The 25909-nt window shown below is 68.5% G+C and carries 24 protein-coding genes; 19 read left to right on the top strand and 5 right to left on the bottom strand.

Features of this window, described 5'->3' with window-relative positions; all coding sequences use genetic code 11:
• Positions 1–12 precede the first annotated feature (12 nt).
• The 6 genes from ACFVAE_RS01230 (at position 13) to hemW (ending at position 7704) form a co-directional block, all read left to right on the top strand.
• A complete protein-coding gene (locus ACFVAE_RS01230; RefSeq protein WP_378887108.1) occupies positions 13–996 on the top strand; it encodes an ABC transporter permease in 984 nt (327 codons plus the stop codon).
• On the top strand, positions 996–1928 hold the full coding sequence (locus tag ACFVAE_RS01235; protein WP_378887110.1) for an ABC transporter permease: 933 nt from the start codon (positions 996–998) through the stop codon (positions 1926–1928). The genes ACFVAE_RS01230 and ACFVAE_RS01235 overlap by 1 nt, the downstream gene beginning before the upstream one ends.
• On the top strand, positions 1925–3868 hold the full coding sequence (locus ACFVAE_RS01240) for a dipeptide ABC transporter ATP-binding protein (RefSeq protein ID WP_378887112.1): 1944 nt from the start codon (positions 1925–1927) through the stop codon (positions 3866–3868). Before ACFVAE_RS01235 ends, ACFVAE_RS01240 begins: the two co-directional genes overlap by 4 nt.
• 137 nt (positions 3869–4005) lie before the next feature.
• Positions 4006–5715, top strand: coding sequence for an ABC transporter family substrate-binding protein (locus ACFVAE_RS01245; protein WP_378887114.1), 1710 nt, complete (start codon positions 4006–4008; stop codon positions 5713–5715).
• Between the two features lie 115 nt (positions 5716–5830).
• On the top strand, positions 5831–6484 hold the full coding sequence (locus ACFVAE_RS01250; protein WP_378887116.1) for a DUF1990 family protein: 654 nt from the start codon (positions 5831–5833) through the stop codon (positions 6482–6484).
• Positions 6484–7704: a radical SAM family heme chaperone HemW gene (hemW, locus tag ACFVAE_RS01255; RefSeq protein WP_378887118.1), complete on the top strand. Its 1221-nt coding sequence runs from the start codon at positions 6484–6486 to the stop codon at positions 7702–7704. The genes ACFVAE_RS01250 and hemW overlap by 1 nt, the downstream gene beginning before the upstream one ends.
• 12 nt (positions 7705–7716) lie before the next feature.
• On the opposite strand, the gene ACFVAE_RS01260 is transcribed toward hemW, so the two are convergent.
• Positions 7717–9135: a carboxylesterase/lipase family protein gene (locus ACFVAE_RS01260; RefSeq protein ID WP_378887120.1), complete on the bottom strand. Its 1419-nt coding sequence runs from the start codon at positions 9133–9135 to the stop codon at positions 7717–7719.
• 114 nt (positions 9136–9249) lie between these two features.
• On the opposite strand from ACFVAE_RS01260, the gene hrcA reads away from it, so the two are divergent.
• From hrcA to era, 8 genes are read left to right on the top strand one after another with little or no spacing between them, the layout of a single operon-like run.
• The gene (gene hrcA, locus ACFVAE_RS01265; RefSeq protein ID WP_378887122.1) at positions 9250–10281 is read left to right on the top strand and encodes a heat-inducible transcriptional repressor HrcA; all 1032 of its coding nucleotides are present in this window, start codon (positions 9250–9252) and stop codon (positions 10279–10281) included.
• Between the two features lie 42 nt (positions 10282–10323).
• Entirely contained in the window at positions 10324–11433 is a 1110-nt protein-coding gene (gene dnaJ / locus ACFVAE_RS01270; protein WP_378890429.1) for a molecular chaperone DnaJ, read from the top strand.
• Between the two features lie 2 nt (positions 11434–11435).
• On the top strand, positions 11436–12164 hold the full coding sequence (locus ACFVAE_RS01275; protein WP_378887124.1) for a 16S rRNA (uracil(1498)-N(3))-methyltransferase: 729 nt from the start codon (positions 11436–11438) through the stop codon (positions 12162–12164).
• A gap of 25 nt (positions 12165–12189) precedes the next feature.
• A complete protein-coding gene (locus ACFVAE_RS01280; protein WP_378887126.1) occupies positions 12190–12537 on the top strand; it encodes an HIT domain-containing protein in 348 nt (115 codons plus the stop codon).
• A gap of 43 nt (positions 12538–12580) precedes the next feature.
• On the top strand, positions 12581–13606 hold the full coding sequence (locus ACFVAE_RS01285) for a PhoH family protein (RefSeq protein ID WP_378890432.1): 1026 nt from the start codon (positions 12581–12583) through the stop codon (positions 13604–13606).
• A 16-nt stretch (positions 13607–13622) separates the two neighbouring features.
• Positions 13623–14081, top strand: a complete 459-nt coding sequence (ybeY, locus tag ACFVAE_RS01290) for an rRNA maturation RNase YbeY (RefSeq protein WP_378887128.1) — start codon at positions 13623–13625, stop codon at positions 14079–14081.
• Positions 14078–15349, top strand: coding sequence for a hemolysin family protein (locus ACFVAE_RS01295; RefSeq protein ID WP_378887130.1), 1272 nt, complete (start codon positions 14078–14080; stop codon positions 15347–15349). Before ybeY ends, ACFVAE_RS01295 begins: the two co-directional genes overlap by 4 nt.
• Positions 15342–16238, top strand: a complete 897-nt coding sequence (gene era, locus ACFVAE_RS01300; RefSeq protein WP_378887132.1) for a GTPase Era — start codon at positions 15342–15344, stop codon at positions 16236–16238. Before ACFVAE_RS01295 ends, era begins: the two co-directional genes overlap by 8 nt.
• A gap of 7 nt (positions 16239–16245) precedes the next feature.
• Here the strand turns inward: era and ACFVAE_RS01305 are convergent, their stop codons facing one another.
• Positions 16246–16734, bottom strand: coding sequence for a hypothetical protein (locus tag ACFVAE_RS01305; protein WP_378887134.1), 489 nt, complete (start codon positions 16732–16734; stop codon positions 16246–16248).
• A 136-nt stretch (positions 16735–16870) separates the two neighbouring features.
• The gene (locus ACFVAE_RS01310) at positions 16871–18646 is read right to left on the bottom strand and encodes a DUF2207 family protein (RefSeq protein WP_378887136.1); all 1776 of its coding nucleotides are present in this window, start codon (positions 18644–18646) and stop codon (positions 16871–16873) included.
• Positions 18647–18683: 37 nt separating this feature from the next.
• Here ACFVAE_RS01310 and ACFVAE_RS01315 point away from each other — a divergent pair, with 37 nt between their 5' ends.
• Together ACFVAE_RS01315 and leuA are read left to right on the top strand one after the other, a co-directional pair.
• Positions 18684–19631: an NADP-dependent oxidoreductase gene (locus ACFVAE_RS01315; protein ID WP_378887138.1), complete on the top strand. Its 948-nt coding sequence runs from the start codon at positions 18684–18686 to the stop codon at positions 19629–19631.
• 154 nt (positions 19632–19785) lie between these two features.
• Entirely contained in the window at positions 19786–21540 is a 1755-nt protein-coding gene (gene leuA, locus ACFVAE_RS01320) for a 2-isopropylmalate synthase (RefSeq protein ID WP_378887140.1), read from the top strand.
• Positions 21541–21664: 124 nt separating this feature from the next.
• Here leuA and ACFVAE_RS01325 read toward each other — a convergent pair whose 3' ends face one another.
• Positions 21665–22351, bottom strand: coding sequence for a trimeric intracellular cation channel family protein (locus tag ACFVAE_RS01325; RefSeq protein ID WP_378887142.1), 687 nt, complete (start codon positions 22349–22351; stop codon positions 21665–21667).
• Positions 22352–22387: 36 nt separating this feature from the next.
• Between ACFVAE_RS01325 and recO the strand changes: the two genes are divergently transcribed.
• The 3 genes from recO to ACFVAE_RS01340 are packed head-to-tail and all read left to right on the top strand — an operon-like array spanning position 22388 to position 24638.
• A complete protein-coding gene (gene recO, locus ACFVAE_RS01330) occupies positions 22388–23128 on the top strand; it encodes a DNA repair protein RecO (RefSeq protein ID WP_378887144.1) in 741 nt (246 codons plus the stop codon).
• The gene (locus ACFVAE_RS01335) at positions 23125–23922 is read left to right on the top strand and encodes an isoprenyl transferase (protein ID WP_378887146.1); all 798 of its coding nucleotides are present in this window, start codon (positions 23125–23127) and stop codon (positions 23920–23922) included. The genes recO and ACFVAE_RS01335 overlap by 4 nt, the downstream gene beginning before the upstream one ends.
• Before the next feature lie 29 nt (positions 23923–23951).
• Positions 23952–24638: a DsbA family protein gene (locus ACFVAE_RS01340; RefSeq protein WP_378887148.1), complete on the top strand. Its 687-nt coding sequence runs from the start codon at positions 23952–23954 to the stop codon at positions 24636–24638.
• A 49-nt stretch (positions 24639–24687) separates the two neighbouring features.
• Here the strand turns inward: ACFVAE_RS01340 and ACFVAE_RS01345 are convergent, their stop codons facing one another.
• A complete protein-coding gene (locus tag ACFVAE_RS01345; protein WP_378887150.1) occupies positions 24688–25869 on the bottom strand; it encodes a metallophosphoesterase family protein in 1182 nt (393 codons plus the stop codon).
• Positions 25870–25909 lie beyond the last annotated feature (40 nt).

Below are 25909 nucleotides of genomic sequence, written 5' to 3' on the forward strand. Positions count from 1 at the left end.
GAATCACCAACCTTGATCAAGTATCTCGTGCGCCGGGCCCTCGGCTGGCTGCTCATGATCGCGGTCGCGGCCAATGTGACGTACTTCCTGGCGTGGGGCTTCCTCGACCCCCGCAGCAACTACGTCGGCCGTCGGCCCCCGCTCACCCCGGAGCAGATCGACAACCAGCTCATCCCTCGCAATCTCAGCGACACCGTCCCCCTCGTGCAGCGCTGGTGGACCTGGTTCACCGACATCCTGTTCCACTGGAACTGGGGAGTGAGCCCGACGGGCCAGTCGGTCAACGAGCAGGTCGCCTACCGCATGTGGGTCAGTGCGGAGCTCGTGCTCGGTGCGACCATCATCATGGCCGCACTCGGCATCTGGCTCGGTGTGTACACGGCTTCGCGTCAGTACAAGCTGGGGGACCGGATCGGACAGGCCACGTCGATCCTCACGATGAACATCAACATCATCGTGGCGGGCCTGGGAGTCGTGCTGCTCGCGATCAACTTCAACGACTGGGTGGGCACCACCGTCTTCTACGTCACCGGATCCTCGAGTCCAGGGGTGACAGGGTTCTTCCCGACGATCATCGATGCGCTGCAGCACGTGACGCTGCCGACCATCGCCCTGGTCGTCATCGGCTACGCCCAGTACCACTTCCTGCAGCGCTCGCTGCTGCTGGACAACATCAAGGCCGACTACGTCCGGACCGCTCGCGCCAAGGGCCTCACCAAGCAGCAGGCGATCCGCAAGCACGCGCTGCGGACGTCGCTGATCCCGGTCGCCACCCAGGTCGCGTTCACCATCCCGACGATCTTCACCGGTGCGGTCCTGACCGAGTCGATCTTCGCCTGGCAGGGCATGGGGCGCTACTTCCTCGAGACGATCAACAACAACGACATCAACGGCGTCGTCGCCGTGGCGGCCTTCGGCGCCGTCCTGACCGCGATCGGCGCCATCCTCGCCGACATCGCCGTCGTCGTTCTCGACCCGCGAGTGAGGGTGAGCTGATGAGCACTGAAATGATCGACCCCGCGGTCCAGCCGCCCGTCGGACCGGACACGACCGCCGAGCGGACGCCGGGCAAGTCCCTTTCGAAACTGGCGCTGTACACGCGCCGCTTCATGCGCAACAAGCCCGCCGTCGGCGGCATCATCGTCTTCATCCTGCTGGTCCTGTTCGCCGTGCTCGGGCCGCTGTTCTCGCCCTGGTCCGCCACGGACATGGACTTCCTGAACCTCAGCACCGGCCCGTCGGCGGACCACTGGTTCGGCACGAACGCCTCCGGCAACGACACCTACACGCAGACCGCGGTGGGCCTGCAGCGCTCGCTGATGATCGCGCTCACGGTGTCGATCGGAACCACCGTGCTCTCCGCCGTGGTCGGAACGGCCGCCGCCTACTTCGGGGGCAAGACCGAGCGCATCCTGCTGCTGATCATCCACTTCATGATGGTCGTCCCGACCTTCCTGCTGCTGTCGATCGTGTCGAACGATGCCGGTGGCGACTGGCGAGTGATCTCGCTGGTCATGATCTTCGTCGGCTGGTTCTTCCCGGCCCGCATCATCTGGACGATGGCGCTCTCGCTCCGCGAGCGCGAGTACGTGCAGGCGGCGCGCTACATGGGCGTGCGAGGCATGCGCACCGTCGTGCGGCACCTCATCCCGAACATCGGCTCGCTGCTGGTGATCAACTTCACCCTCGGCATCGTGGCCGCCGTCTCGACCGAGACCGGCCTGTCGTTCATCGGCTTCGGCGTGAAGATCCCCGACGTCTCGCTCGGTTCGCTGATCGGCGAGGGCAGCGGCACGATCACCAGCGCTCCGTGGCTGTTCTACTTCCCGGCCCTCGCCCTGACTCTGCTGACCGTGTCGATGGCGCTGATCGCCGACGGCCTGCGCGACGCCCTCGATCCCACCTCGGCGGCAGGAGGCCGCGCATGAGCACTGCAGCATCCAGCACCGTCCTTTCCGTCCGAGATCTCAAGGTCAGCTTCGCCTCGGAGGCGGGCCGAGTCGACGCCGTGCGCGGCGTCTCGTTCGACCTCGAGGCGGGCAAGACTCTCGGCATCGTGGGCGAGTCGGGCTCCGGCAAGTCGGTCACCTCGCTCGCGATCATGGGCCTGCTCGACGACAACGCCAGGGTCACCGGCTCGATCGTCTTCGACGGGCAGGAGCTTCTCGGCAAGTCCGACAAGCAGATGTCCGTCATCCGCGGCAACGGCATGGCGATGGTCTTCCAGGACCCGCTCACCTCGCTCACCCCGGTGTTCACGATCGGTGACCAGCTGATCGAGGCCCTCACGGTGCACCGCAGCCTGTCTCGCGAGGACGCCGAGAAGCGGGCGATCGAGCTGATGACCCTGGTCGGCATCACGAGCCCCGAGAAGCGCATGAAGGCCTTCCCGCACGAGTTCTCGGGCGGCATGCGGCAGCGCATCGTCATCGCGATCGCGATGGCGAACAACCCGAAGCTGATCATCTGCGACGAGCCCACCACGGCGCTCGACGTGACGATCCAGGCGCAGATCCTCGACCTGATCGAGAAGGCGCAGGACGAGACCGGCGCCGCTGTGATCATGATCACGCATGACATGGGCGTGGTCGCGCGCACCGCGGACGACGTCATCGTGATGTACGCGGGCAAGCCCGTCGAGCACGCCGAGGCGCGGGAGCTGTTCCACCGCACCCGGATGCCGTACTCGATCGGTCTGCTCGGAGCCATCCCGCGCGTCGACAAGGTCGAGAAGGAGCCGCTGGTCCCGATCAAGGGCAACCCGCCGCTGCTGATCGACCTGCCGGACGCCTGCCCGTTCGTGAACCGCTGCCCCATCGCCGTGGCGGCCTGCCGCACGCGTGAGCCCGACCTCGTACCGGTCGACACGGGCTCCGGCGAGTTCCACGACGTCGCCTGCATCCGCGCGGATGAGATCGACGCCGACGGACTCATCGGCGGACTGCCGGTCTACCCGGTCCCGGAGGTGCCCGAGAGCGACCTCACGCGCATGCCGCGCGAGGAGCGCCCGGTGACGCTCGAGGTGCGGAACATGAACAAGACGTTCCCGCTGCTGAAGGGCGCACTCTTCAAGCGCAAGGTCGGCGAGGTGCATGCGGTCAAGGGCCTCAGCTTCGACGTCCGCGAAGGCGAGTGCATGGCGATCGTGGGTGAGTCCGGCAGCGGCAAGACCACCACGCTGCTGCAGATCATGGACTTCGCCAAGCAGGATGACGGCGATCTGATCATCGCCGGCACGAACGTCAACGACATCAAGCACGGTGCGCAGGAGCGTGCGTTGCGCCGCGACATCCAGATCGTGTTCCAGGACCCGATGGGTGCACTCGATCCCCGCATGACGGTCACCGACATCATCGCCGAACCGCTCTACGCGATCGGCACCTCGAAGAAGGACGCGATGCACCGCGTCGAGGAGCTGATGGACCTGGTGGGTCTGAACCCGGCGCACCGGGACCGGTTCCCCGGAGCGTTCTCGGGCGGTCAGCGGCAGCGCATCGGCATCGCCCGCGCACTGTCGACCAACCCGAAGATCGTCGTGCTCGACGAGCCGGTGTCGGCGCTGGACGTGTCGATCCAGGCCGGTGTCATCAACCTGCTCGACGAGCTGAAGGTCAAGCTCGGACTGTCGTACCTGTTCGTCGCGCACGACCTCTCCGTGGTCAGGCACATCGCCGACCGCGTGGCGGTGATGTACCTGGGCGAGTTCGTCGAGCACGGCGACGTCGACGACGTGTTCGACAACCCGCAGCACCCTTACACCCAGGCGCTGCTGTCGGCGATCCCGGTTCCGGACCCGGACATCGAGCGCACGCGCCAGCGTGTCGTGTTCGATCCGGTGACGATGACCACCCGCCCGGCGACGGTCTGACCCTTCAGATAACCAAAAGATCACGGTCGATCACCGTCCGATAACAGTTAGCCGGGATTCACTCTCCGGCGCCTGTTTTGGCAGACGATGCTGACTATCGTTCCCCTTATGACACGCCGAAAGGCGAAAGGAGCACCATGAAGCAGTACAAGCTGATGGGAGCGCTGGCAATCACCGGCGCTTTCGCACTCGCTCTCAGCGGGTGCGCTGCCGGCAACAGCGGCAGTGGCGACAACAAGGACAACGGCGAGGCTGCCGGAGTCGACGCCGCTGACTACAACCCGCAGCCCCGTGAGAACCTCAAGGAGGGCGGCACGGTCAACTTCCCCATCAACGAGATCCCCGCTCAGCTGAACGCGTTCAACAGCGACGGCAGCGCCGACACCGCCCGCCTCGCCGCGTGGTACACGCCGCAGATCCTGCTGATGAAGCCGGACGGCACGCCGTACAAGAACGACAACTACCTCGACGTCTGGAAGAACGAGGTCAAGGACGGCAAGACCGTGCTGACCTTCACCTTCACCAAGGAAGCGCACTGGAACGACGGCACCGAGATGGACTGGACCGCCATCGACGCGACCTGGAAGGCCAACCGCTCGACCGAGGAGGGCTTCAACCCGAACGCCACCGACGGCTACAAGGAGATCGAGTCGGTCACCAAGGGTGACACCGACAAGACCGCGATCGTCACCTTCAAGGGCGAGTTCGCCTGGCCGCAGATGCCGTTCCTCACCGGTGTGATCAACCCGCACGCCGCTGACCCCAAGGTGTTCAACGAGGGCTACATCGACAACCTGCACCCGGAGTGGGGCGCCGGTCCCTACACCGTCGACGAGTTCGACCCGAACAAGGACTACGTGTCCTTCAAGCCGAACAAGGAGTGGTGGGGCGACAAGCCGCTGCTCGACAAGGTCACCTTCACGGGCATGGACGCTCAGGCCTCGATCAACGCCTTCAAGAACGGCCAGATCGACACCGTCGGCACCGCCACCAAGGACCGCCTCGAGCAGGTCAAGGGCATGAAGGACGTCGTCACCTACAAGGCCCAGCAGACGGCCAACACGGTGATCATCCTCGACTCGACCAAGCCGCAGTTCAAGGACGTCGAGGTCCGCCACGCGTTCTTCAACGCGATCGACATCGACCAGCAGAAGAAGATCGCCTGGAACGGCCTGAACTACACCGAGGAGCCGGCCGGCTCGCTGACGCTGTACTCGTTCCAGCCCGGCTACAAGGACTCGCAGAAGGCCGCCGGCCTGAAGTTCGACGTCGAGGGCGCCAAGAAGATGCTCGACGACGCCGGCTGGAAGGAAGGCTCCGACGGCATCCGTGAGAAGGACGGCCAGAAGCTCGAGGTCACGTACCCGATCTTCAGCGACGACCCGACGCAGAAGGCCCTCGCCCAGTCGCTGCAGGCGCAGGAGAAGGCAGTCGGCATCAAGCTGAACGTCGACACCCGCCCCTCCAGCAAGTTCTCCGAGGACTTCACCTCGAAGAACTGGGACGTCATGAGCCTGCGCTTCACCGCCTCCGACCCGTTCGGTGCGGCCTGGTACTGCCAGCTGTACTGCTCGGACTCCGGCCTGAACCTCTCGGGTGTCGGTGACAAGGAGCTCGATCAGAAGATCCACGACCAGGTGGAGTCGATCAGCGACCCGGTCAAGCAGACCGAGGCCGCGATGGACCTCGAGCCCGAGATCGTCGAGCGCTGGGGCATCATCGGCATCTACAACGGTCCGTCGATCACGACCGCGAAGAAGGGTCTGGCCAACCTGACCCCGGAGCCCTACGTGGGCCTCGACCTCTTCGGCGTGCAGCCCGTCGAGAACGTGGGCTGGGAGAAGTAAGCACTTCTCATCCCTGTGAGGCGGGGCCGGTGGTTCATTCCACCGGCCCCGCTTTCGCGTGTCAGGGACCGGCATGGAGCAGTCGCTCAGGTCGGCGTCCCGTAGGCTGGAAAACATGCGTCGCGGGACATTCCGAGAAGGCACGGTGGATTACGCCGCGGTCGGGGCGTCGCACGCCCCCGACCTCATGCAGTATCCGCCGGAGCACAGTCTGCCGGCTGAGGAGTCGTGGCGGATCGGCAGCGGTGAGGACCGCTTCCGCACCGCCGGCGACGCTCTGCTGTCCTGGACCGCGCAGCGCGCAGCGGGCCTCGAGCTCGAGGACGTCCGTCCCTCCGCCGGCCCCACCTACGCCGGCGTGAGCTTCGACAACGAGGGCAACGCCATCGCGCCCAGCCGCCGCGAACAGGAGCAGCGCTACGACGCCGAGGGAACGCCGTACGTCGGCCCCGGCATGACCCTCAAGGTGCACGGCAGGGTCAAGGGCCTGAAGGCCGATGCCGAGCTGCGCGTGATCTCGGTCACCGAGGAGCCCCGCAGGATCGGCTTCGTGCTCGGCACCGTCGGCGGCTCCGTCGTCAGCGGCGAAGAGGCCTTCGACGTGGACTGGCGCGAGGACAACGACGAGGTCTGGTTCACGGTGCGCGCATTCGACGCCCCGACCCGGATGTCGTACCGATTGTTCCGCGGACTGGTGAAGCGCCGCCGCCGCGAGCTGTTCGCCCGCTACCTGCGCGCGATCTCTCCGCTGTACGCGACCCCGCTCTGATGGCGGGACCGCTTCCGCTCGGAGATCCCGCCCCCGCCGACGGACGGCTGCCCGACGACATCCGCGTCGACTCGGCGACCCCGTTCTCGGCGTATCTGCACGTGCCGTTCTGCCGGGTGCGATGCGGCTACTGCGACTTCAACACGTACACGGCGACCGAGCTCCGCGGCGCGCGTCAGGACGAGTACGCCGACACGCTGAACGCCGAGGTCGCGCTCGCGCGCGAAGTCCTCGGCGAAGCCGGAGGCATCCGCCCGCTGCACAGCGTGTTCTTCGGCGGCGGCACGCCGACGCTGCTGCCTGCCGGCGACCTGGCCAGGATGCTGGACACCACGATCTCCGCCTTCGGCCTGGAGGCGGGAGCCGAGGTCACCGTCGAGGCGAACCCCGACACAGTGACACCCGAGGTCGCGGCACGACTGGCGGAAGCCGGTGTGACGCGCCTGTCGATCGGGATGCAGTCGGCGGTGCCGCATGTGCTCGCCGCCCTGGACCGAACGCACCGCCCGGAGAACGTGCGAACCGCGGTGGAGGCCGCCCGCGAGGCGGGGCTCGCTGTGAGCGTGGACCTGATCTACGGTGCGCCGGGGGAGTCGCTCGGCGACTGGGAGGCCTCCCTCGATGCGGCGCTCGCGCTCGACCCCGATCACATCTCCGCCTACGCGCTGATCATCGAGGACGGCACCAAGCTCGCTCGGCAGATCCGCCGCGGCGAGGTCCCGGCGCCCGACGACGATCTGCAGGCGGACATGTACGAGCTGGCCGATGCCCGGCTGGGGGCGGCCGGTTTCGGCTGGTACGAGGTGAGCAACTGGGCGCGTCGCGCAGAGCAGCGTTCCCGGCACAACCTCGCGTACTGGCTCGGCTCGGACTGGTGGGGCTTCGGCCCCGGCGCGCACAGCCACGTCGCAGGGCTGCGCTGGTGGAACGTGAAGCACCCAGCCGCCTACGCACAGCGCCTCGCGGCCGGAGAGTCGCCGGCCGCGGGCCGGGAGCGGCCCGACGAGGACGCCCGGATGCTCGAGCGCGTGCTGCTGCGCAGCAGGCTCGCCGACGGCATCCCGCTCGACGATCTGCCGATCGACAACAGGGACGTCGTGGCCGGCCTGATCGCGGACGGGCTCGTCGACGGAGCATCCGCTCTGCGTGAGAAGCGCCTGCGGCTCACGCTGCAGGGCCGCCTGCTCGCCGACGCCGTCGTGCGCGCCCTGACCGACTGAGCGCGCCCCGCATCAGGGCAGCAGATCCATCCCGCGGGTGCGCCGCTGCGGAACGGTGCGCGATTCCTCATCGAACAGGCGCGTCAGACGTTCGGAGCCGTACGCCGCCCATCCGGGATCGCCATCGCGAATGAAGGCCGTCCAGGCCCCGTGCATCTCGGCGGCCAGCGACGCGGGCGGCGCGCCGCCGATCAGCGAGGTCCAGGACGGGTCCTCGGTCGTACCGAACATGAACGGCAGCTCGACCGCGTGCGCGGCGCGCAGCTCGCGCACGGGGCTGTGCCAGCCGAACTCGTAGACGTGGGTCGGTGCAGTGCGCGCGGCGGCCACCCGAGACGCCGGTGCGCGCAGCAGCAGGTCGGTCGCGATCCGGCCGAAGATCTCACCGGTCGTTGCCTCCGGCTCGTCCGCGCGGAACGTGCGCACCGCGCGTCCGGGGATGCGCAGCGCGAGGCGCGCGACGAGGAGCTTCAGCGTGCTGATGCGGTCCAGTGCGTCCGGCGTGAACCAGAGCCGGTACTCATCGGTGTTCGTGCCGATGATGAGCGGTGTGTTCACGCCGCCCAGCACCTCCCGCGGCGAGCAGGGGAGCGTTTCCTCGTCGAGCACCAGCTGATAGCCGGGAGCACCGCCGAGCGGGGATGCTCCCGCCGACTGGCGGGAGCGGGCATCGAGCAGCGTCTCGGGCGACAGTGCGGCGAAAGCGTCCCGGTCAGGGGCGGTTCCGAGCAGCTTCGCGATCTGCGCTGTCACCCGACCGCCCTTCTCCGGCGTCTGCGCATCGAGCGGTCCGGACTGGATGATCGCCCTGGAGATCAGCGCGCGCGTGTCGTCCCTGCTCAGCAGCGCGGCGACGAGGGCGCCGCCGGCGGACTCGCCCATCACGGTGATGCGCTCAGGATCTCCGCCGAACGCCGAGATCTCGCGATGCGTCCACTGCAGGGCAGCAGCGGCATCGCGCAGACCGAGGTTGCGGGGTACGCCATCGAGGACGGAGAAGCCCTCCGCACCGAGCCGGTAGTTCACCGACACGAACACGATCCCGTCGCGGGCGAACGCCGCGCCGTCGTAGCCGGGCAGCGCGGCCGCACCGCGCTCGAGCGCGCCGCCGTGCATCCAGAGCACGACCGGTGCCCCGGAGGAGTGCTCGGGCGTCCAGACGTTCGCGGTGAGAATGTCCTCGCCCTCGATGATCACGTGGCCGAGGAGCTCGCCGATCGCCCCGCCGTAGGGCAGCTGCGGTGCGGTGGGGCCGAAGGCGGTCGCTGCACGGACGTCGTCCCACGGGGCGACCGGCTGCGGTTCCCGGAACCTGTTCGGTCCGAACGGCGCCGCGGCGTAGGGGATGCCGAGGAAACGGCGGATCCCGTCCCGGCCCTCGCCCTGCAGCCTGCCCGTGGAGATCGTCGCGAGTGCCGGGGTCGTGTCCATATCGGTCATCGTATGGTGCGGACGAGGCCCGCCCGCCCGCCTGAGGGCGTTCGGCACGGGGCACGGGTAGAATTGGCACTCAGTACGTGTGAGTGCCAGAGCGGAAGGAGCATCATGGTCTCGGAACGAGGGCTTCAGGTGCTCCGCGCGATCGTGCAGGACTACGTCGAGACCCAGGAGCCGGTGGGCAGCAAGTCCATCGTCGAGCGGCACGCCTTCGGAGTCTCCGCAGCGACGATCCGCAACGATATGGCGCTGCTCGAGGACGAGGAGCTCATCGCCGCTCCGCACACCTCCTCCGGCCGTGTGCCCACCGACAAGGGCTACCGCGTCTTCGTGAACCACCTCGCGCAGGTGCGCCCGCTGAGCACTGCGCAGCGCTCCGCGATCGAGACCTTCCTCGCCGACCCCGCCGATCTCGATGATCTGATGGCCCGTACCGTGCGCGTGCTCACGCAGCTCACCGGACAGGTCGCGCTCGCGCAGTACCCGTCGTTCGCCCGCGCCAGCATCACGCACCTCGAGCTGGTCGGTCTCGGGCCGAACCGGCTGCTCGTCGTCCTCGTGACGGATGCGGGCGGGGTGTCGCAGCGCATCGCGGTGCTCCCGGTCGACGTCGACGAAGCCGACGTGGCTGTGCTCCGCGCCCGGCTCTCCGCGCTCATCACCGGACGCGCCGTCGCGGATGCCGCCGAGCGGATCGCGCTGCTGCGCGAGCCGTCGGAGTCGCGCCCCGATCCGGCGCTCACCGCCCTGGCGGTGGTGATCGGCGAGGAGCTCGCAGAGTTCCGCCAGGAGAAGCTCGTGATGGCGGGTGCCGCGACGCTGGCCCGCCGCGAGCAGGACTTCCGCGGCAGCATCCATCCTCTGCTCGAGGCGATCGAGGAGCAGGTGACGCTGCTGCGGCTGATGAGCGAGATGGTGCCGGACGAGCACGGTCTTGCGGCCAGCATCGGCACGGAGAACGCGCCGTTCGGGCTGGGCGAGGCCTCGATCGTCGCCAGCGACTACATCGCCCAGGGGGGTACCGCGCGCCTCGGCGTGATGGGGCCCACCCGCATGGACTATCCGAGCAACCTCGCGGCGGCACGGGCCGTGGCCCGCTACCTGTCGCGGATGCTCGAAGAGGACGAGACGCGCCGCTGATGCGGCGCGCCCACGAACGCACACACACTCAGGAAGGTGACTGTGGCCGACCATTACGAGGTTCTCGGGGTGTCCCGGGACGCCACGCAGGACGAGATCAAGAAGGCATACCGCAAGCTGGCGCGCCAGCTGCACCCGGACGTGAACCCGGGTGAGGATGCCGCGGAGCGGTTCAAGCTGGTCACGCACGCCTACGACGTGCTGAGCGACGAGGACTCCCGTCGCCGCTATGACATGGGCGGCGACGACAACGGCGGTTTCGGCGGCGGCTTCGGCGGTTTCGGCGACATCTTCGAGACGTTCTTCGGCGGAGCGGGCGGGGCGCGCTCTGCGCGGCCGCGATCCCGCCGGGAGCGCGGGCAGGACGCCCTCGTGCGTGTGAACCTCGACCTGGGCGACGTCGTCTTCGGCGCGCACCGCGACATCGAGGTCGACACCGCGGTGCTCTGCGAGACCTGCAACGGCTCGTGCTGCCAGGAGGGCACTTCACCGGTGACCTGCGACATCTGCGGCGGCAGCGGGCACGTGCAGCGGCAGGTGCGCAGCCTGCTCGGCAACGTCGTCACCACGCAGCCCTGCGGCACCTGCGAGGGCTACGGGACGACCATCCCGTACCCCTGCGGCACCTGTGGCGGCCAGGGCAGGGTCCGGTCCCGCCGTACCGTGTCGCTCGACATCCCGGCCGGCGTCGAGACCGGGCTGCGCCTGCAGCTGCCGGGCTCCGGTGAGGTCGGACGAGCCGGCGGTCCGAACGGCGACCTGTACGTCGAGGTCACCGTGGCCCCGCATCCGGTGTTCAGCCGGGACGGCGACGACCTGCTCGCCACGCTGGAGGTCTCGATGACCGACGCGATCCTGGGTACCACGACCACGATCGACGGCCTGGACGGCACCGTCGACCTCGAGATCCGTTCCGGGCTGCAGTCCGGCGACGTGCTCACGATCGCCGGCCGCGGCATCACGCCGCTGCGCGGCAGCCAGCGCGGCGACCTGCGCGTCGGCGTGCAGGTCGTGACGCCGACCAAGCTCGACTCCGCGCAGCGCAAGCTCATCCAGGACTTCGCGAAGAAGCACAAGGCGCCGGCGCCGAAGCTCGCGCAGTTCCAGCAGGGGCTGTTCTCGAAGCTCCGCGACCGGTTCCGCTCGCACTGACCATGGCGCTGCACTTCGTCACGCAGGCCGGCACCACCGCTCAGGTGGGCCAGAGCGTGCTGCTCACCGGGGCCGAGGCCAAGCACGCGGCCGTCGTGCGTCGCGTGCGGGTCGGTGAGTCCGTCACGATCGGCGACGGTGCGGGCGTCTGGCTGGAGGGCGTGGTCGAGGACGTCTCCGCCGCCGAGGTCTCGGTGCGGATCACCGCGCGCCGCGAGCATGAGCTGCCCTCGGTACGCATCGTGCTCGCCCAGGCGCTCGCGAAGGGCGACCGAGACGAACTGGCTGTGCAGGCCGCCTGCGAGCTCGGCGTCGATGAGATCGTGCCCTGGCAGGCATCGCGCAGCATCTCGCGCTGGGAGGGCCCGAAGGCCGCCAAGGGCAGGGAGCGGTGGGCGACGATCGTCCGCGAGGCCGCCAAGCAGGCGCACCGCTCCTGGATCCCCGAGATCGCTGGCGTCGAGACGACCGGGCAGCTCGCGAAGCGGGCGGTGGATGCCAGGATGCTGGTGCTCGACCCGACCGCGCAGACCCGGCTCAGCAGCATCCGGGCTGACGACCGCGACCTCGTGCTGGTCGTCGGGCCCGAGGGCGGGATCTCGCCCGAGGAACTGGACCGGCTCACCGAGGCCGGCGCTGAGCGCGTGCGCCTCGGCGGCACGGTGCTGCGCACGTCCACCGCCGGCCCCGCCGCGATCGCTGTGCTCTCCGGCATCCTCGGGCGCTGGTAGACGCTCTCTCAGTAGACTTGATCGCATGAGCGAACCCTCCATCTTCACCCGCATCCTGAACGGGGAGATCCCCGGCGAGATCCTGCTGGAGACCGATGACGTGTTCGCGATCCGCGACATCAACCCGCAGGCACCGCTGCACGCCCTCGTGATCCCCAAGACCGAAGCATTCCGCGATGTCACCGAGCTCGCCGCCGGCGACCCGGCACTGATGGCGAAGATGGTCGCCGCGGCCAAGCAGATCGCCGACGACCACGCGAACGGCGAGTACCGACTCATCTTCAACAACGGCGCGAGCGCCGCGCAGTCCGTGTTCCACGTGCACGCGCACGTTCTCGGCAACCTTCCGGAGGACCGGCTCATTGGCTTCTGACACCCCCGAACGCACCGAGCACCTGCTCGTCGACGGCGTCGCCATGGTGCAGCTTCTCGGCCCGCAGGACCGTCTGCTGCGGATGCTCGAGAAGGAGCATCCGGCCGTGCAGGTGCTCGTCCGCGGCAACGAGATCACCCTGAGCGGCTCCGACGCCGACGTCGTCGCGGCGAAGTCCCTCGTCGACGAGCTGATCACACTGACCCGCGCCGGGCACGACCTCGCGCCGAGCGACGTCTCCAGCTCCGCCCGCATCCTGCGCCGGGACGACGGCCCTCGTCCCAGCGAGGTGCTCGGCGAGGCGATCCTGTCCACCCGCGGCCGCGTGATCCGCCCGAAGACCCTCGGGCAGAAGGAGTACGTCGACGCGATCGAGGAGAACACGATCGTCTTCGGCATCGGCCCGGCCGGCACCGGAAAGACCTACCTGGCGATGGCGAAGGCCGTGCAGGCGCTGCAGCGCAAGGAGGTCGAGCGCATCATCCTGACGCGTCCGGCCGTCGAGGCGGGGGAGCGGCTGGGCTTCCTGCCCGGTACCCTGACCGACAAGATCGACCCGTACCTGCGGCCGCTGTACGACGCGCTGAACGAGATGATGGACCCCGAGATCGTGCCTCGGCTGATGGCCAGCGGCACGATCGAGGTCGCCCCGCTCGCGTACATGCGCGGGCGCACGCTGAACGACTCCTTCGTCGTACTCGACGAGGCGCAGAACACCACGCCCGAGCAGATGAAGATGTTCCTGACCCGTCTGGGCTTCGGCACCAAGATGGTCGTCACCGGTGACATCACCCAGGTCGACCTGCCGCAGGGCGCGTCCGGCCTGCGGCTGGTGACGCGCGTGCTGAAGGACATCGACGACATCCACTTCTCGCGGCTGACCAGCGACGACGTCGTGCGGCACACGCTGGTGGGGCGGATCGTCGACGCATACAGCGAGTACGACGAGCAGCGCACCGCCGCCAGGGCGGAGCGCGAGCAGGCACACGAGTTCGCGAATCGCGCCGACCGGCGCTCCGGCATGCGGCCGGGGCCGAAGGACCGGATGCCGAAGCGCGGCGTTTCCTGAGGAGACAGGACCTTTCATGATCGAGATCAACAACGAGTCCGCCATCTCCATCGACGAGACGGTGCTGCAGCGGCTCACGGAGTACAACCTGGCGCAGCTGCACGTCAGCCCGGATGCCGAGGTCGCCATCGTCCTGGTGGACGAGGGCGCGATGGAGTCCCTGCACGTGCAGTGGATGGACGAGCCCGGCCCGACTGACGTGCTGAGCTTCCCGATGGACGAGCTGCGGCCTGGCAGCGAGGACCACCCGACTCCGCCCGGGCTGCTCGGCGACATCGTGCTCTGCCCGCAGGTCGCCGAGTCGCAGGCGCAGACCGCCGGCCACACGCTGATGGACGAGCTGATCCTGCTCACCACCCACGGCCTGCTGCACCTGCTCGGGTTCGACCACGCCGAGCCGGAAGAGGAGCGTGAGATGTTCGGGCTCCAGAAGGAGCTGATCCGCGGATTCGCGGCGTCCGAACGACGACGATGATCGCAGGAGTGCTGCTCGCCGGGGCCGTGCTGCTGGTCGCCTTCGGCGGCCTGATGGCGGCGGTCGACGCGGCGTTCTCGGTGAGCTCGCGCAGCGACCTCGAGGAGATGGCGTCCGAAGGACGAAACGCGACCGCTCTCGCGAAGATCGCCGAGGACCCCGATGCGCACGTGAACGCCGTCGCGTTCATGCGCGTGCTGGCCGAGACCACTGCTGCGGTGCTGGTGACCGTCGCGCTGGTGCAGCTGCTTCCCAGCGACTGGTGGGCGATGCTCGCCGCCGCGGTGCTGATGACAGGCATCACCTTCGTGCTGGTCGGGGCCAGCCCCCGATCGTTCGGTCGGCACCACGCCGACGGTCTGCTGCGGCTCTGGGCCCCGGTCGTGCACGGCGTGCGCGTGGTGCTCGGTCCGCTCGCGCAGGGGCTGGTGACGCTCGGTCGCCGTGTCACGCCGGGCGGCGGGCGCAGCACCTTCGCCTCGGAGGAGCAGCTGCTCAGCATGGTCGATGAGGCCGCGTCGAACGATCTCATCGAGGAGGACGACCGCGATCTGATCCACTCGGTGTTCGACTTCACCGACCAGTTCGTGCGCGCCGTGATGGTGCCGCGCACCGAGATGGTCGCGGTGGATGCCACGGCCACGACGACAGAGGCGATGGATCTGTTCCTGTCTAAGGGCGTCTCGCGGATGCCCGTGGTCGACGACGACGCCGACGACGTGGTGGGCGTGCTCTACCTGAAGGATCTCGTGCAGTTCGCGTATCGCGACGAGAGCGCCTGGCGCGGCGCGCCGGTGCGGCCGATCGCACGTCCGGCGACATTCGTGCCGGAGTCGATGCGCGCCGAGACCCTGCTGCAGCAGATGAAGCGCGACGCCGTGCACGTGTGCCTCGTGATCGACGAGCACGGCGGAATCTCGGGGCTGGTCACTCTCGAGGACCTGATCGAGGAGCTGGTCGGCGAGATCGCCGACGAGTACGACCGGGCACCGGCCGAGGTGGTCGAGCTCGGCGGCGGACGGTACCGAGTGAACTCCCGGCTGTCGCTGGAGGACGTCGGCGATCTGTTCGACCTGGAGCTCGAGGACGAGGACGTCGACTCGATCGGCGGGCTGCTCGGGAAGGCGCTCGGCCAGGTGCCGCAGCCCGGCGCCATGGCCGTCGTCGACGGACTGGTGCTCACCGGTGGCGCGTCGCGCGGCCGCGGCAGAGGTATCGCTACGGTGTTCGTGGAGCGGGCGCCGGAGGAGGAGTCGGAAGATGAGTGAAGACAAGCGCAGCGGATTCGTCACATTCGTGGGGCGTCCGAACGTGGGGAAGTCCACGCTGACGAACGCGCTGGTGGGTGAGAAGATCGCGATCACCAGCGAGAAGCCGCAGACCACGCGGCGCGCGATCCGCGGCATCGTGAACCGGCCGGGCGGCCAGTTGGTGATCGTCGACACCCCCGGCATCCACAAGCCGCGGACGCTGCTCGGCGAGCGGCTGAACGACCTGGTCGAGCAGGTGCTCGGCGATGTCGACGTGATCGGCTTCTGCGTGCCGGCGACCGAGAAGGTCGGCCCCGGCGATCGCCGCATCGCGGCGTCGCTGGACGGCTACCCGCGCGCGAAGAAGATCGCGATCGTGACCAAGACGGATGCGGCGGATCGTGACGAGATCACCGAGCGGCTGATCGAGGTCGACTCGCTGCGCGAGGACTGGGCGGCGGTCATCCCGCTGTCGTCGGTCGCGAACGACCAGCTGGACGTGCTCGCCGACGAGGTGCTCGCTCTCATGCCCACCGGTCCTGCGCTCTACGAGGACGGCGTCATCACCGACGAGTCCATCGAGGACCGGGTCGCGGAGATCATCCGAGAGGCGGCGCTGGAGGGTGTGCGCGACGAGCTGCCGCACTCGATCGCGGTCGTGATCGATGACATCGCTCCGCGCGAGGACAGTGACCTCACCGATGTGCACGCCTCGATCGTGGTCGAGCGCGACAGCCAGAAGGCGATCATCATCGGCCGCAAGGGCTCCCGCCTGCGCGACGTCGGTGCCCGCGCCAGGGCTCAGATCGAGCCACTGCTCGGCACGCGCGTGTTCCTGGGCCTGCACGTGAAGGTGGCCAAGGAGTGGCAGCGCGACCCGAAGCAGCTCGGCAAGCTCGGGTTCTGAGCGCCGGTCAGGCGCGGATCGGCTGGACGATCGCAAGGACTCCGCAGAAGCCGGCGATGATCGCGAACCAGACGAACTGCACCCAGACCATGCCGCGTGCGTAGCGCTCGACATCAAGCTCCACATAGGCATCACCACCGGTCTCGCGAAGACGTCGAGCGACGAAGCCGGACAGCGGCCGCCTCGCCAGGACTACCACCACGGCCAGTGAACCGGCGACGATGCCGATCACCGCGAGAGCCGCCGTGAGGGTGGGATCCTGAATCGTCGAGGTCGGTGCGACCCGCGCGGTCTGGATGGCCACCATGGTCGCGCCGAAGAAGATGAAGAAGACGCCTACCAGTGCCGTCACGATGGGGCGGCTGATGTCCGCAGCGGTCGCCCGCCCCATGACGTAGCGTCCTGCGATGGCGAAATAGTGCAGCGGTCGGTGGAAGATGACGGCGAGCACTCCGAGGATGAGTACAACGAACCCGGCCAACAACTCTGCGCGCATCCCGCCCCCTTCATCGCTCACACTAGCGTCGGCCTCGACCCGGTGGGACGACGAGGCGTGGATGCGGTAGTAGGGCGGGACACGTCGCGGTGGTGGCGCCGCGCAGCGGGTCAGGGAGCGGCGTCGGGAGGCTGACTCAGCGTCCGCCGGAGAAACCGCCTCCGCCTCCGCCGCCGGAGAACCCGCCGCCGAAGGAGCCGCTCGATGAGGATGATGACGTGGCGACGGGGGTCGCGCTGAGAGTCGAGCCCATGCTCGACAGCGACCTGCCGAACGATCCCATCGAGTAGCCGAGGTACCAGCCGGGTGCGCTGCCGGTGCGCTGGTACTGCACTTCGAGCACCTTCGCCCACTCCTTCTCGAGCCCGAACAGCATCGCGTAGGGCAGCAGGCGTTCGTAGAGCACGATGACGTCGACCTCCCCGTCTGCCCGACGTTCCGCGCCACTGTACGACTGCAGCATCCGGATCCGATCCGCCTCCGCGAGGCGGATGTACTCGCGGGCGCCGAGCAGCAGCTCGCGCGTCTCCGCGCCCTTCCGGGTGAGCACGGTCTTCTTCAGCGTCAGGACGATCGCGGCGATGATCGTCGCCGCGAGGATCAGGATGCTGAGGGCGAACGCGGCGATCGCCGCGGGGCGCTGCACCGCGAGCCCTGGGATGGCCAGCCCTACGGCGACGAGTCCGGCGACGACCGCGAGCAGGCTGAGCAGCACCCCGCTCATCGATCGCCGTCTCTCGGTGAGTCCCCGATCGGCTGCCGCGGTCGCCGCCGCCTTCGGCAGATTGGAGAGGCGCCTGGCGAGGTCGGTGTCGGGGGTGCCGAGGTCGACCTGCTCGCCGGGTTCGCGCTCGGCGAAGAGGCCGCGCAGCGATGCGGAGTCCAGCGGGTCGCCGACGTTTTCGCCGGTGAGGAAGGTGAGCGTCGGCTTCTTCTGGCCGTCCGCGATGCGAAGCGCGCCGTGCACGCCGAGGTGCACGATCTCCGCGGGGATCGCCTTGCCTGTGCTGCCCTCGACCTGGGCGGCCAGCAGAGGCGGCAGGTCGGTCGGCACCTCGTACTGCGCGACGACGATGCCGGTGCCCTGCCTTCGGTGCCGACGCTTCATCAGACCGACCGACAGCAGTCCCGCACCGCCGAGCAGCAGGCCGCCGCCGGCGAGCGCGTAGGGGACGACGTCGGTCAGAGGATCCGGCTGCAGGGCAGGAGAGGGCTCGACGGTGCCGGGCGTGAACGGGAAGGCGACGGTCACGCCGGTGCCGGCGCTCAGGTCAGTCGCGGTGACGGTGTAGGCCCCGGTCTGCTTCACGAGCTCGCAGGTCGTCTTCGAGCCGTATCCGCCCTGGTAACAGTTCGGATCGCCGGCCATCGCACCGCTCAGCGTGTCGTCGAACCGGATGCTGCCGGTGAATCGCGCGACGTCCTGCGTGGAGTCCAGGGGGAGCAGGTCCCAGTAGAACTCGTCGATGTCCGCATCATCCGGAGTGTGGAAGACATCGCGCATCGTGTACTCGATGACGTAGGTGTGGGCACCGTGCTTGTACGTGTCGTCGTCGATCGAGACGAACAGCACATCGTCATCGGACTCCGTGTCGTAGGGCACCTCACGCCCCTCGCCGTCGGTGACCGAGACCACCGTCGGATACAGCGGGGCACTGCCGTACATCTCCGCCAGCCCGCGCACGATGCCCTTGTTCTGATCGGTCTGCGGGAACTGTGCGACGACGGTCTCGGTGACGTGCATCCGGGCTCGGCCGTCCGCGTCCAGCCCGATGTCGTAGGTCGAGTCCCACGACGAGTAGGAGAAGTCGTTCACGTCGGCGCGCGCGACGGACGCCGGCAGCACCATCACCGCGAGGGCGGCGAACAGGCCGGCGAGCAGGACGGAGCGGAGAGCTGAGCGCAGACGCATTCCTCCACGCTATCCGGAGCGGGCGTAGCGTGGAGGAATGGCATGGCACTGGGTCGCGACAGCGTGGGGAAGCCCCGACAACTGGGTGTTCGAGGAGTACGAGCCGCCGGCGCCCGGTCCTGGCGAGGTCACGATCCGTGTGCATGCCTCGGGCGTGAACCCCGCCGACGCCAAGCATCTCGCGGTCGGCCGCCCCGGGGCCGAGCTGCCCGCTGCGATCGGCTACGAGGTTTCGGGCGTCGTTGCGGCGGTCGGACCCGACACCGAGATCATCACAGGACCGGTCGCCGTCGGCGATGAGGTCATCGCGTTCCGCATCAACGGCGGCTATGCGACCGACGTCACCGTCCCCGCGCAGAAGGTGCTGCGCAAACCCGCTCCTCTCACGCACGCGCAGGCGGCCAACCTGCTGCTCGCAGGCACCACAGCCTCCGCCATGCTGCATGCGGTCGACGCGCAGCCGGGCGAGACGCTGCTCCTCCATGCGGCATCCGGTGCGGTCGGCGTCAGCGTGCTGCAGCAGGCCGCGCAGCGCGGCATCCGGGTCATCGGCACGGCGAGCGCGCGCCGCGCCGAAGAGGTGCGCCGCTTCGGCGGCATCCCGGTGGAGTACGGCGACGGGATGCTGCGTCGCATCCGCGCCGCGATGACGGATGCCGGTGTCGAGGCCATCGACATCGCCCTCGACGCGGCCGGGACGGAGGAGGCGATCGAGACGTCGCTCACGCTCGTGGGCGACCGGCGGCGGATCGTCACGATCGTCGCGCCGCAGGCCGCCGCCGCACACGGGTTCCAGGCGAGCTCGGGCTCGGACCCCGAGACGGCGCGCTACCGCGACGCGGTGCGAATCGATCTCGTCGAGGCCGCCGAACGTGGCGAGCTGACCGTGCCCGTCGCGCAGGAGTATCCGCTGAGCGAGGCGCCGGAGGCGCTGCGATTCCTCGCCGAGGGGCACCCGGGCGGCAAGCTCGCGCTCATCCCGTGAGCATTCTGCCAAGTCGGGTGTTAGCATTGACGCATGCCTCTGGGCGGTCTGCTTCTTCTTAGCTGCCGTGACGAGTCCTGACAATCGGGCCTTTCTCGTCGCGGCGCTCGTGTTGGCCTGAGCACATTTCTGACGAAGAGAAACAGCACCGATCATGAAGAACAACCAGAAGCCCTCCGCGATGCCGATCCACAAGTATCGGCCCTTCCACGAGCAGATCCGTGTCGACCTCGAAGACCGCACCTGGCCGGGCAAGCGCATCACCGCGGCGCCTCGCTGGTGCGCCGTCGACCTGCGCGACGGCAACCAGGCGCTCATCGACCCGATGTCGCCCGAGCGCAAGCGCGTCATGTTCGAGCTGCTCGTCAGCATGGGCTACAAGGAGATCGAGGTCGGCTTCCCGTCGGCCAGCCAGACCGACTTCGACTTCGTCCGTCAGTTGATCGAAGAGGACCTGATCCCCGACGACGTCACCATCCAGGTGCTGACCCAGTGCCGCGAGCACCTCATCGAGCGCACGTACGAGGCGATCGCCGGAGCCAAGCAGGCCATCGTGCACTTCTACAACTCCACCAGCGTGCTGCAGCGTGAGGTCGTGTTCCGCTCCGACCGCGAGGGCGTCAAGCAGATCGCCCTGGAGGGCGCCCGTCTCTGCCGTGAGTTCGAGAAGCGCATCCCCGACACCGAGGTCTACTACGAGTACTCCCCGGAGAGCTACACCGGCACCGAGCTGGAGTACGCGGTCGAGGTCTGCAATGCCGTCATCGAGGTGCTCGAGCCCACGCCCGACCGCAAGGTGATCATCAACCTGCCGGCCACCGTCGAGATGGCCACGCCGAACGTGTACGCCGACTCGATCGAGTGGATGAACCGCCACCTGGCGCAGCGCGAGAACGTCATCCTGTCGCTGCACCCGCACAACGACCGCGGCACCGCGATCGCCGCAGCCGAGCTCGGCTACATGGCCGGTGCGGACCGCATCGAGGGATGCCTGTTCGGCAACGGCGAGCGCACCGGCAACGTCGACCTGATCGCTCTGGGGATCAACCTGTTCACGCAGGGCATCGACCCGCAGATCGACTTCAGCGACATCGACCAGGTCAAGCGCACCGTCGAGTACTGCAACCAGCTGCCCGTGCCCGAGCGCAGTCCCTGGGCAGGCGACCTGGTCTTCACCGCGTTCAGCGGCTCACACCAGGACGCGATCAAGAAGGGCTTCGAGGCGATGGCCGCGAAGGCCGAGGAGCGGGGCGTCTCCGTCGACGAGATCGAGTGGGGCGTGCCCTACCTGCCCGTCGACCCCAAGGACCTCGGTCGCTCCTACGAAGCCGTCATCCGGGTGAACTCCCAGTCCGGCAAGGGCGGTGTCGCCTACCTGCTGAAGACCGATCACGCCATCGACCTGCCGCGCAAGCTGCAGATCGAGTTCTCCGGCGTCGTGCAGGCCAAGACCGACGCCGAGGGCGGCGAGGTCACCAGCGACCAGATCTGGCGGATCTTCAACGACGAGTACCTGCCGGCCGACGACGCCGCTCAGAAGTGGGGCCGGTTCGAGCTGCTCGGCACCCAGACCCGGAGTGACATGTCCGGCGAGGTCGTCCTCGACGTGGTGCTGCGCGACGGCGAGGAGCGCGTCGAGGCAAGCGGGCAGGGCAACGGCCCGATCGCGGCGTTCATCGAGGTGCTGCGCGAGCGCGGCACGGAGATCACGCTCTACGACTACGTCGAGCACACCCTCTCCACCGGCGGTGACGCGCAGGCCGCGGCCTACGTCGAACTGCAGGTGGACGACCAGCGGCTGTGGGGCGTCGGCATCGACGGCGACATCTCCACGGCATCGCTCAAGGCGATCGTGTCGTGCGTGAACCGCTCGGTGCGCACTCGCCAGGGCGAGCTCGTGGGGGTCTGACCTCAGGAAGAGATCTCCTCCGCGCCGCCACCCGTGCGCGGAGGGCCGTCCGCGGTGCATCCGCCGCGTGACTCGTCTGCGCCCCCGATCCGGCTGATCTTGCCGGCGGGGGCGCAGTCATGCGTCAGGGCTTGACGATCGGGATCATCCCGGTCTCCGTCGCCACCTTGCGGCGGTGCAGGCGACGCTGCTCGGGCAGCGAAAGATCGAAGATCACCGCGAGCACGCGGATGATCGCGGTGATCACGATGCACAGCACAGCGGCGAGCGTGATGTTCATGCCGAGTCCGTGCGCGACGACGAGGAACGTGCAGCCCACGCCGGCCGCGACCGCGTAGAGCGAGCCCACGTGCATGATGGCGACGGGCAGGCCCATCAGCACATCCCGCAGCACGCCGCCGCCGACGGCGGCGCACACGCCGATGAACACCGCCGGCACTGCGGGGACGCCGAGACCGATCGCCTTGCTGGTGCCGAATGCTCCGAACATGCCGATCACCAGGGCGTCGAGTCCGACGATGAAACCGTTCAGCCGGTTGAAGACGCCTGCCAGCAGCATCCCGAGCAGAGCCGCGCCCGCGGCGGTGATCAGGTACCAGTTGCTGTGCAGGGTCGCCGGCGGCAGTCCGAGCAGGAGGTCGCGGATGAGACCGCCGCCCATGCCGATCATGACGCCGATGATCGCGACGCCGAGCCAGTCGAGGCGGCGCTGTCCCTGGAATCCCGAGGCGAACATCGCACCCTGGATGCCGCCCAGGCCGACGCCGAGCAGATCGGCCCAGAGGGGGATGGTGAAGAGCGGTTCGGTCACACGTCCATTGTCCCCGGCTCGGGGGATAATCGAGGGATGCCGACCTACCGAGACGAAGCGGTGGTGCTGCGCACCCACAAGCTCGGGGAGGCGGACCGCATCCTCACCATGCTGTCGCGCAGGCACGGCAAGATCCGCGCGGTGGCGAAGGGTGTGCGGCGCACCTCGTCGAAGTTCGGTGCGCGCCTGGAGCCGTTCATGGTCGCCGACGTGCAGCTGTACCAGGGCCGCACGCTCGACATCGTGCAGCAGGCCGAGTCGCTGGGCTCCTACGGGTCCGACATCGCCGCGCACTACGACCGGTTCACGGCCGCGAGTGCGATGGTAGAGACCGCCGACCGGCTGAATGAGGCCGAGTCGACGCCCGAGCAGTATCTTCTCCTGGTCGGAGGGCTCAGGGCGCTGTCCCGCGGCGAGCATACGGCGCGCAGCATCCTGGACTCCTACCTGCTGCGGGTGATGGCGCTGTCGGGCTGGGCGCCCTCTCTCGACGACTGCGCGCGCTGCGGCGCGCCCGGCCCGCACACGGCGTTCGTCGCCCCTCTCGGCGGTCTGGTCTGCGGCGACTGCGCGCCGGCCGGAAGCCCGCGCATCCCGGCATCCGCCCTCGCCCTGCTGCGTGCGCTGCTGGCCGGCGAGTGGGAGGCGGTGGACGCGGCATCCCCGGCCGACACCGCGGCCGCATCCGGCACGGTCGCTGCCTATGCCCAGTACCACCTCGAGCGCGGCATCCGCTCGCTCGAGCACGTCACCTCCCAACCGGAAGGACTGCGGTGAGCCCGAAGCCGTACACCCACAAGGACGCCGTGCCCTACCGGCCGTTGGACTGGACCGGAGTGCAGCCGCCTGCGTTCCCGGCGGTGCCGAACCACGTCGCGATCGTCATGGACGGCAACGGACGGTGGGCGAACCGCCGGGGTCTGAACCGCATCGAGGGGCACAAGGCCGGTGAGGAGGTGCTGCTCGACGTGGTCGCAGGAGCGATCCAGGCCGGTGTCAAGCACCTGTCGGTGTATGCCTTCTCCACCGAGAACTGGGCGCGATCGCCGGAGGAGGTGCGGTTCCTGATGGGCTACAACCGCGACGTCCTGCACCGCCGCCGCGATCAGCTCAACGAGTGGGGTGTGCGGGTGCGCTGGGCCGGCCGCAAGCCGCGGCTGTGGGGCTCGGTCATCAAGGAGCTGCAGTACGCGGAGCAGCTCACGCGGGGCAACGACGTGCTCACTCTGACCATGTGCGTGAACTACGGCGGGCGCATCGAGCTCGTCGACGCGATGCGCGCGATCGCCGAGGACGTCAAGGCCGGTCGGATGAAGCCCAGCGCGATCACGGAGAAGTCGATCGGACGCCACCTGTACGTGCCGGACATGCCCGACGTCGACCTCTTCCTGCGCAGCTCGGGAGAGCAGCGAACCTCCAACTTCCTGCTCTGGCAGTCCGCCTACGCCGAGATGGTCTTCCTGGACACCCTCTGGCCCGACTTCTCGCGTGAGGAGCTGTGGCGGGCGATCGGCATCTACCTGGCGCGAGACCGCCGCTTCGGCGGCGCGGTGGACGCGCCGGAGGAATAGACCGGCCTTCCATCCGGTTGAATGATGTTGTGAGCGAACCCATCTCGATCGACATCTGGTCCGACATCGCCTGCCCGTGGTGCTACATCGGCAAGCGCAATCTTGAAGCGGGCCTGGCGGCCACCGCCGGCGATGAGGACGCCCCGCAGGTGGACATCACGTTCCACTCCTTCGAGCTCTCGCCCGACACTCCGGTGGACTTCGACGGCGACGAGGTCGACTTCCTCGCCGGGCACAAGGGAATGCCTCGTGAGCAGGTCGAGCAGATGCTCTCGCACGTGACGAACGTCGCCGCGCAGGCGGGCTTGGAGTACAACTTCGACAAGCTGCAGCACACCAACACCGTGAAGGCCCACGAACTGCTGCACCACGCCAAGGCGAAGGGCCTGCAGCACGAGATGGAGGAGCGGCTGATGTCCGCGTACTTCACCGAGGGCAAGCACGTCGGTCGCATCGACGACCTGGTCGCGCTGGCCGCCGAGGTCGGGCTGGATGCCGCCGAGGCGACCGAGGTGCTCGAATCCTCGAAGTACCTCGAGGACGTGCGCGCCGACCAGGCGCAGGCCCGCGCGTACGGCATCAACGGCGTGCCGTTCTTCGTCATCGACGGCAAGTACGGCGTCAGCGGAGCACAGCCCGCCGAGGCGTTCGAGAACGTCCTCCGTGACGTCTGGGCGCAGCGCGGTGCCGAGGTCGTGGAGGACGCCGCGAGCTGATCGCTGATGGGGAAAGGCCCGGTCCGAGGACCGGGCCTTTCCCGTTTCGTCAGATCTTCTGCTGCTTCGGTCCCAGCGGCAGGGGCTGCATCGGCTGGTCGTTCGCTGTCAGATCGATGCCGAGGTCGCGGGCGTACACGACGCGGGTCGCGATCGACACGTCGTCGCCGTTCTCGGTGAGCTCGAACACCCGCCCGCCGCGAAGGCGGTTGCGCTCGGCGCCGTCGAGGCCGTAGGCGCCGAAACCCGTGCCCGGTGCGTAGCCGAGCAGCACGCCGTAGTAGTCGCCGCAGTAGTCGTTCACGTGGTCGTGACCGACGAAGACGCCCTTCACGTCGCCGCGCTCGAGGATCGCGTTGTACATGCCCGAGTTGATCGGACCAGGGCACTCGTCCTCGTTGCGCTCACCGACGATGCGGTGGCGGGCCTTGCCGCGCGCGGCATCCGCCGGGGTGCGGGTGTCGACGCCGCCCCACCACATGAAGCGGTGCTCCCAGAGCGCGATGTGGATGAACATCAGGCCGGGAACCTTGCGTCCCTGGCTCCGCTCGAGACGCTGGGACTGCTCGCGGTACCAGCTGACCTGGTCCATGCGCAGCCAGTCCCAGGTGGGGTAGCCGGCGAAGTCCTGGCCGTTGATCGCACCGGGCGCATAGCGTCCGGAGTCGATCAGCCAGAGCGCGAACGCCTGGCGGTTCTGCTTCGACGCCGAAGCGATGGGCACGATCGTGTTGCTCGTGCCGGTGAGCCCGCGCTCGTTCTCGGCGTTCATGTTGAAGTCGTACGAGCGGTAGATCTTCAGCATCCCGGCCTCGTCGACGCCGGACTGCGGCAGAGAGTCCTCGTCGTGGTTGCCGTAGGTGACCGCCCACGGGATGCGGCGCGACTCCATCGGCTGCACCACGTTGTTGATGGCCTGCTTGACCGCGAGCCGGTTCTCGCAGCCGCCGGTGATGACATCGCCGTTGATGACGACGAAATCGGGCTTCTCCTGGTCGAGGACCTTCTCCATCAGTTCGACCGTGCGCCGGTCGGTGAGCTCGTCGTCCTGCGTGTCATTGAACTGGACGACCTTGAAGGTGCGGTTCTCGTGGAAGCGCAGCCGCGGGGCTTTGGCTCCCGGCTTGCCGGAAGCCGACGTTCCGGTCGTCTGGGCGTTCGCGGCTCCGAGCGGCAGCGCGGCGCTCACCGCGCCGATCGCTCCTGCGGCGATCACGGTTCGTCGGCTCATGGGCAGTCGTTCTGGCATTCCAGGTCTCCTCTTCGTCGCG

The organism is Microbacterium sp. NPDC057659, assembly GCF_042799915.1.
Lineage (GTDB): Bacteria > Actinomycetota > Actinomycetes > Actinomycetales > Microbacteriaceae > Microbacterium.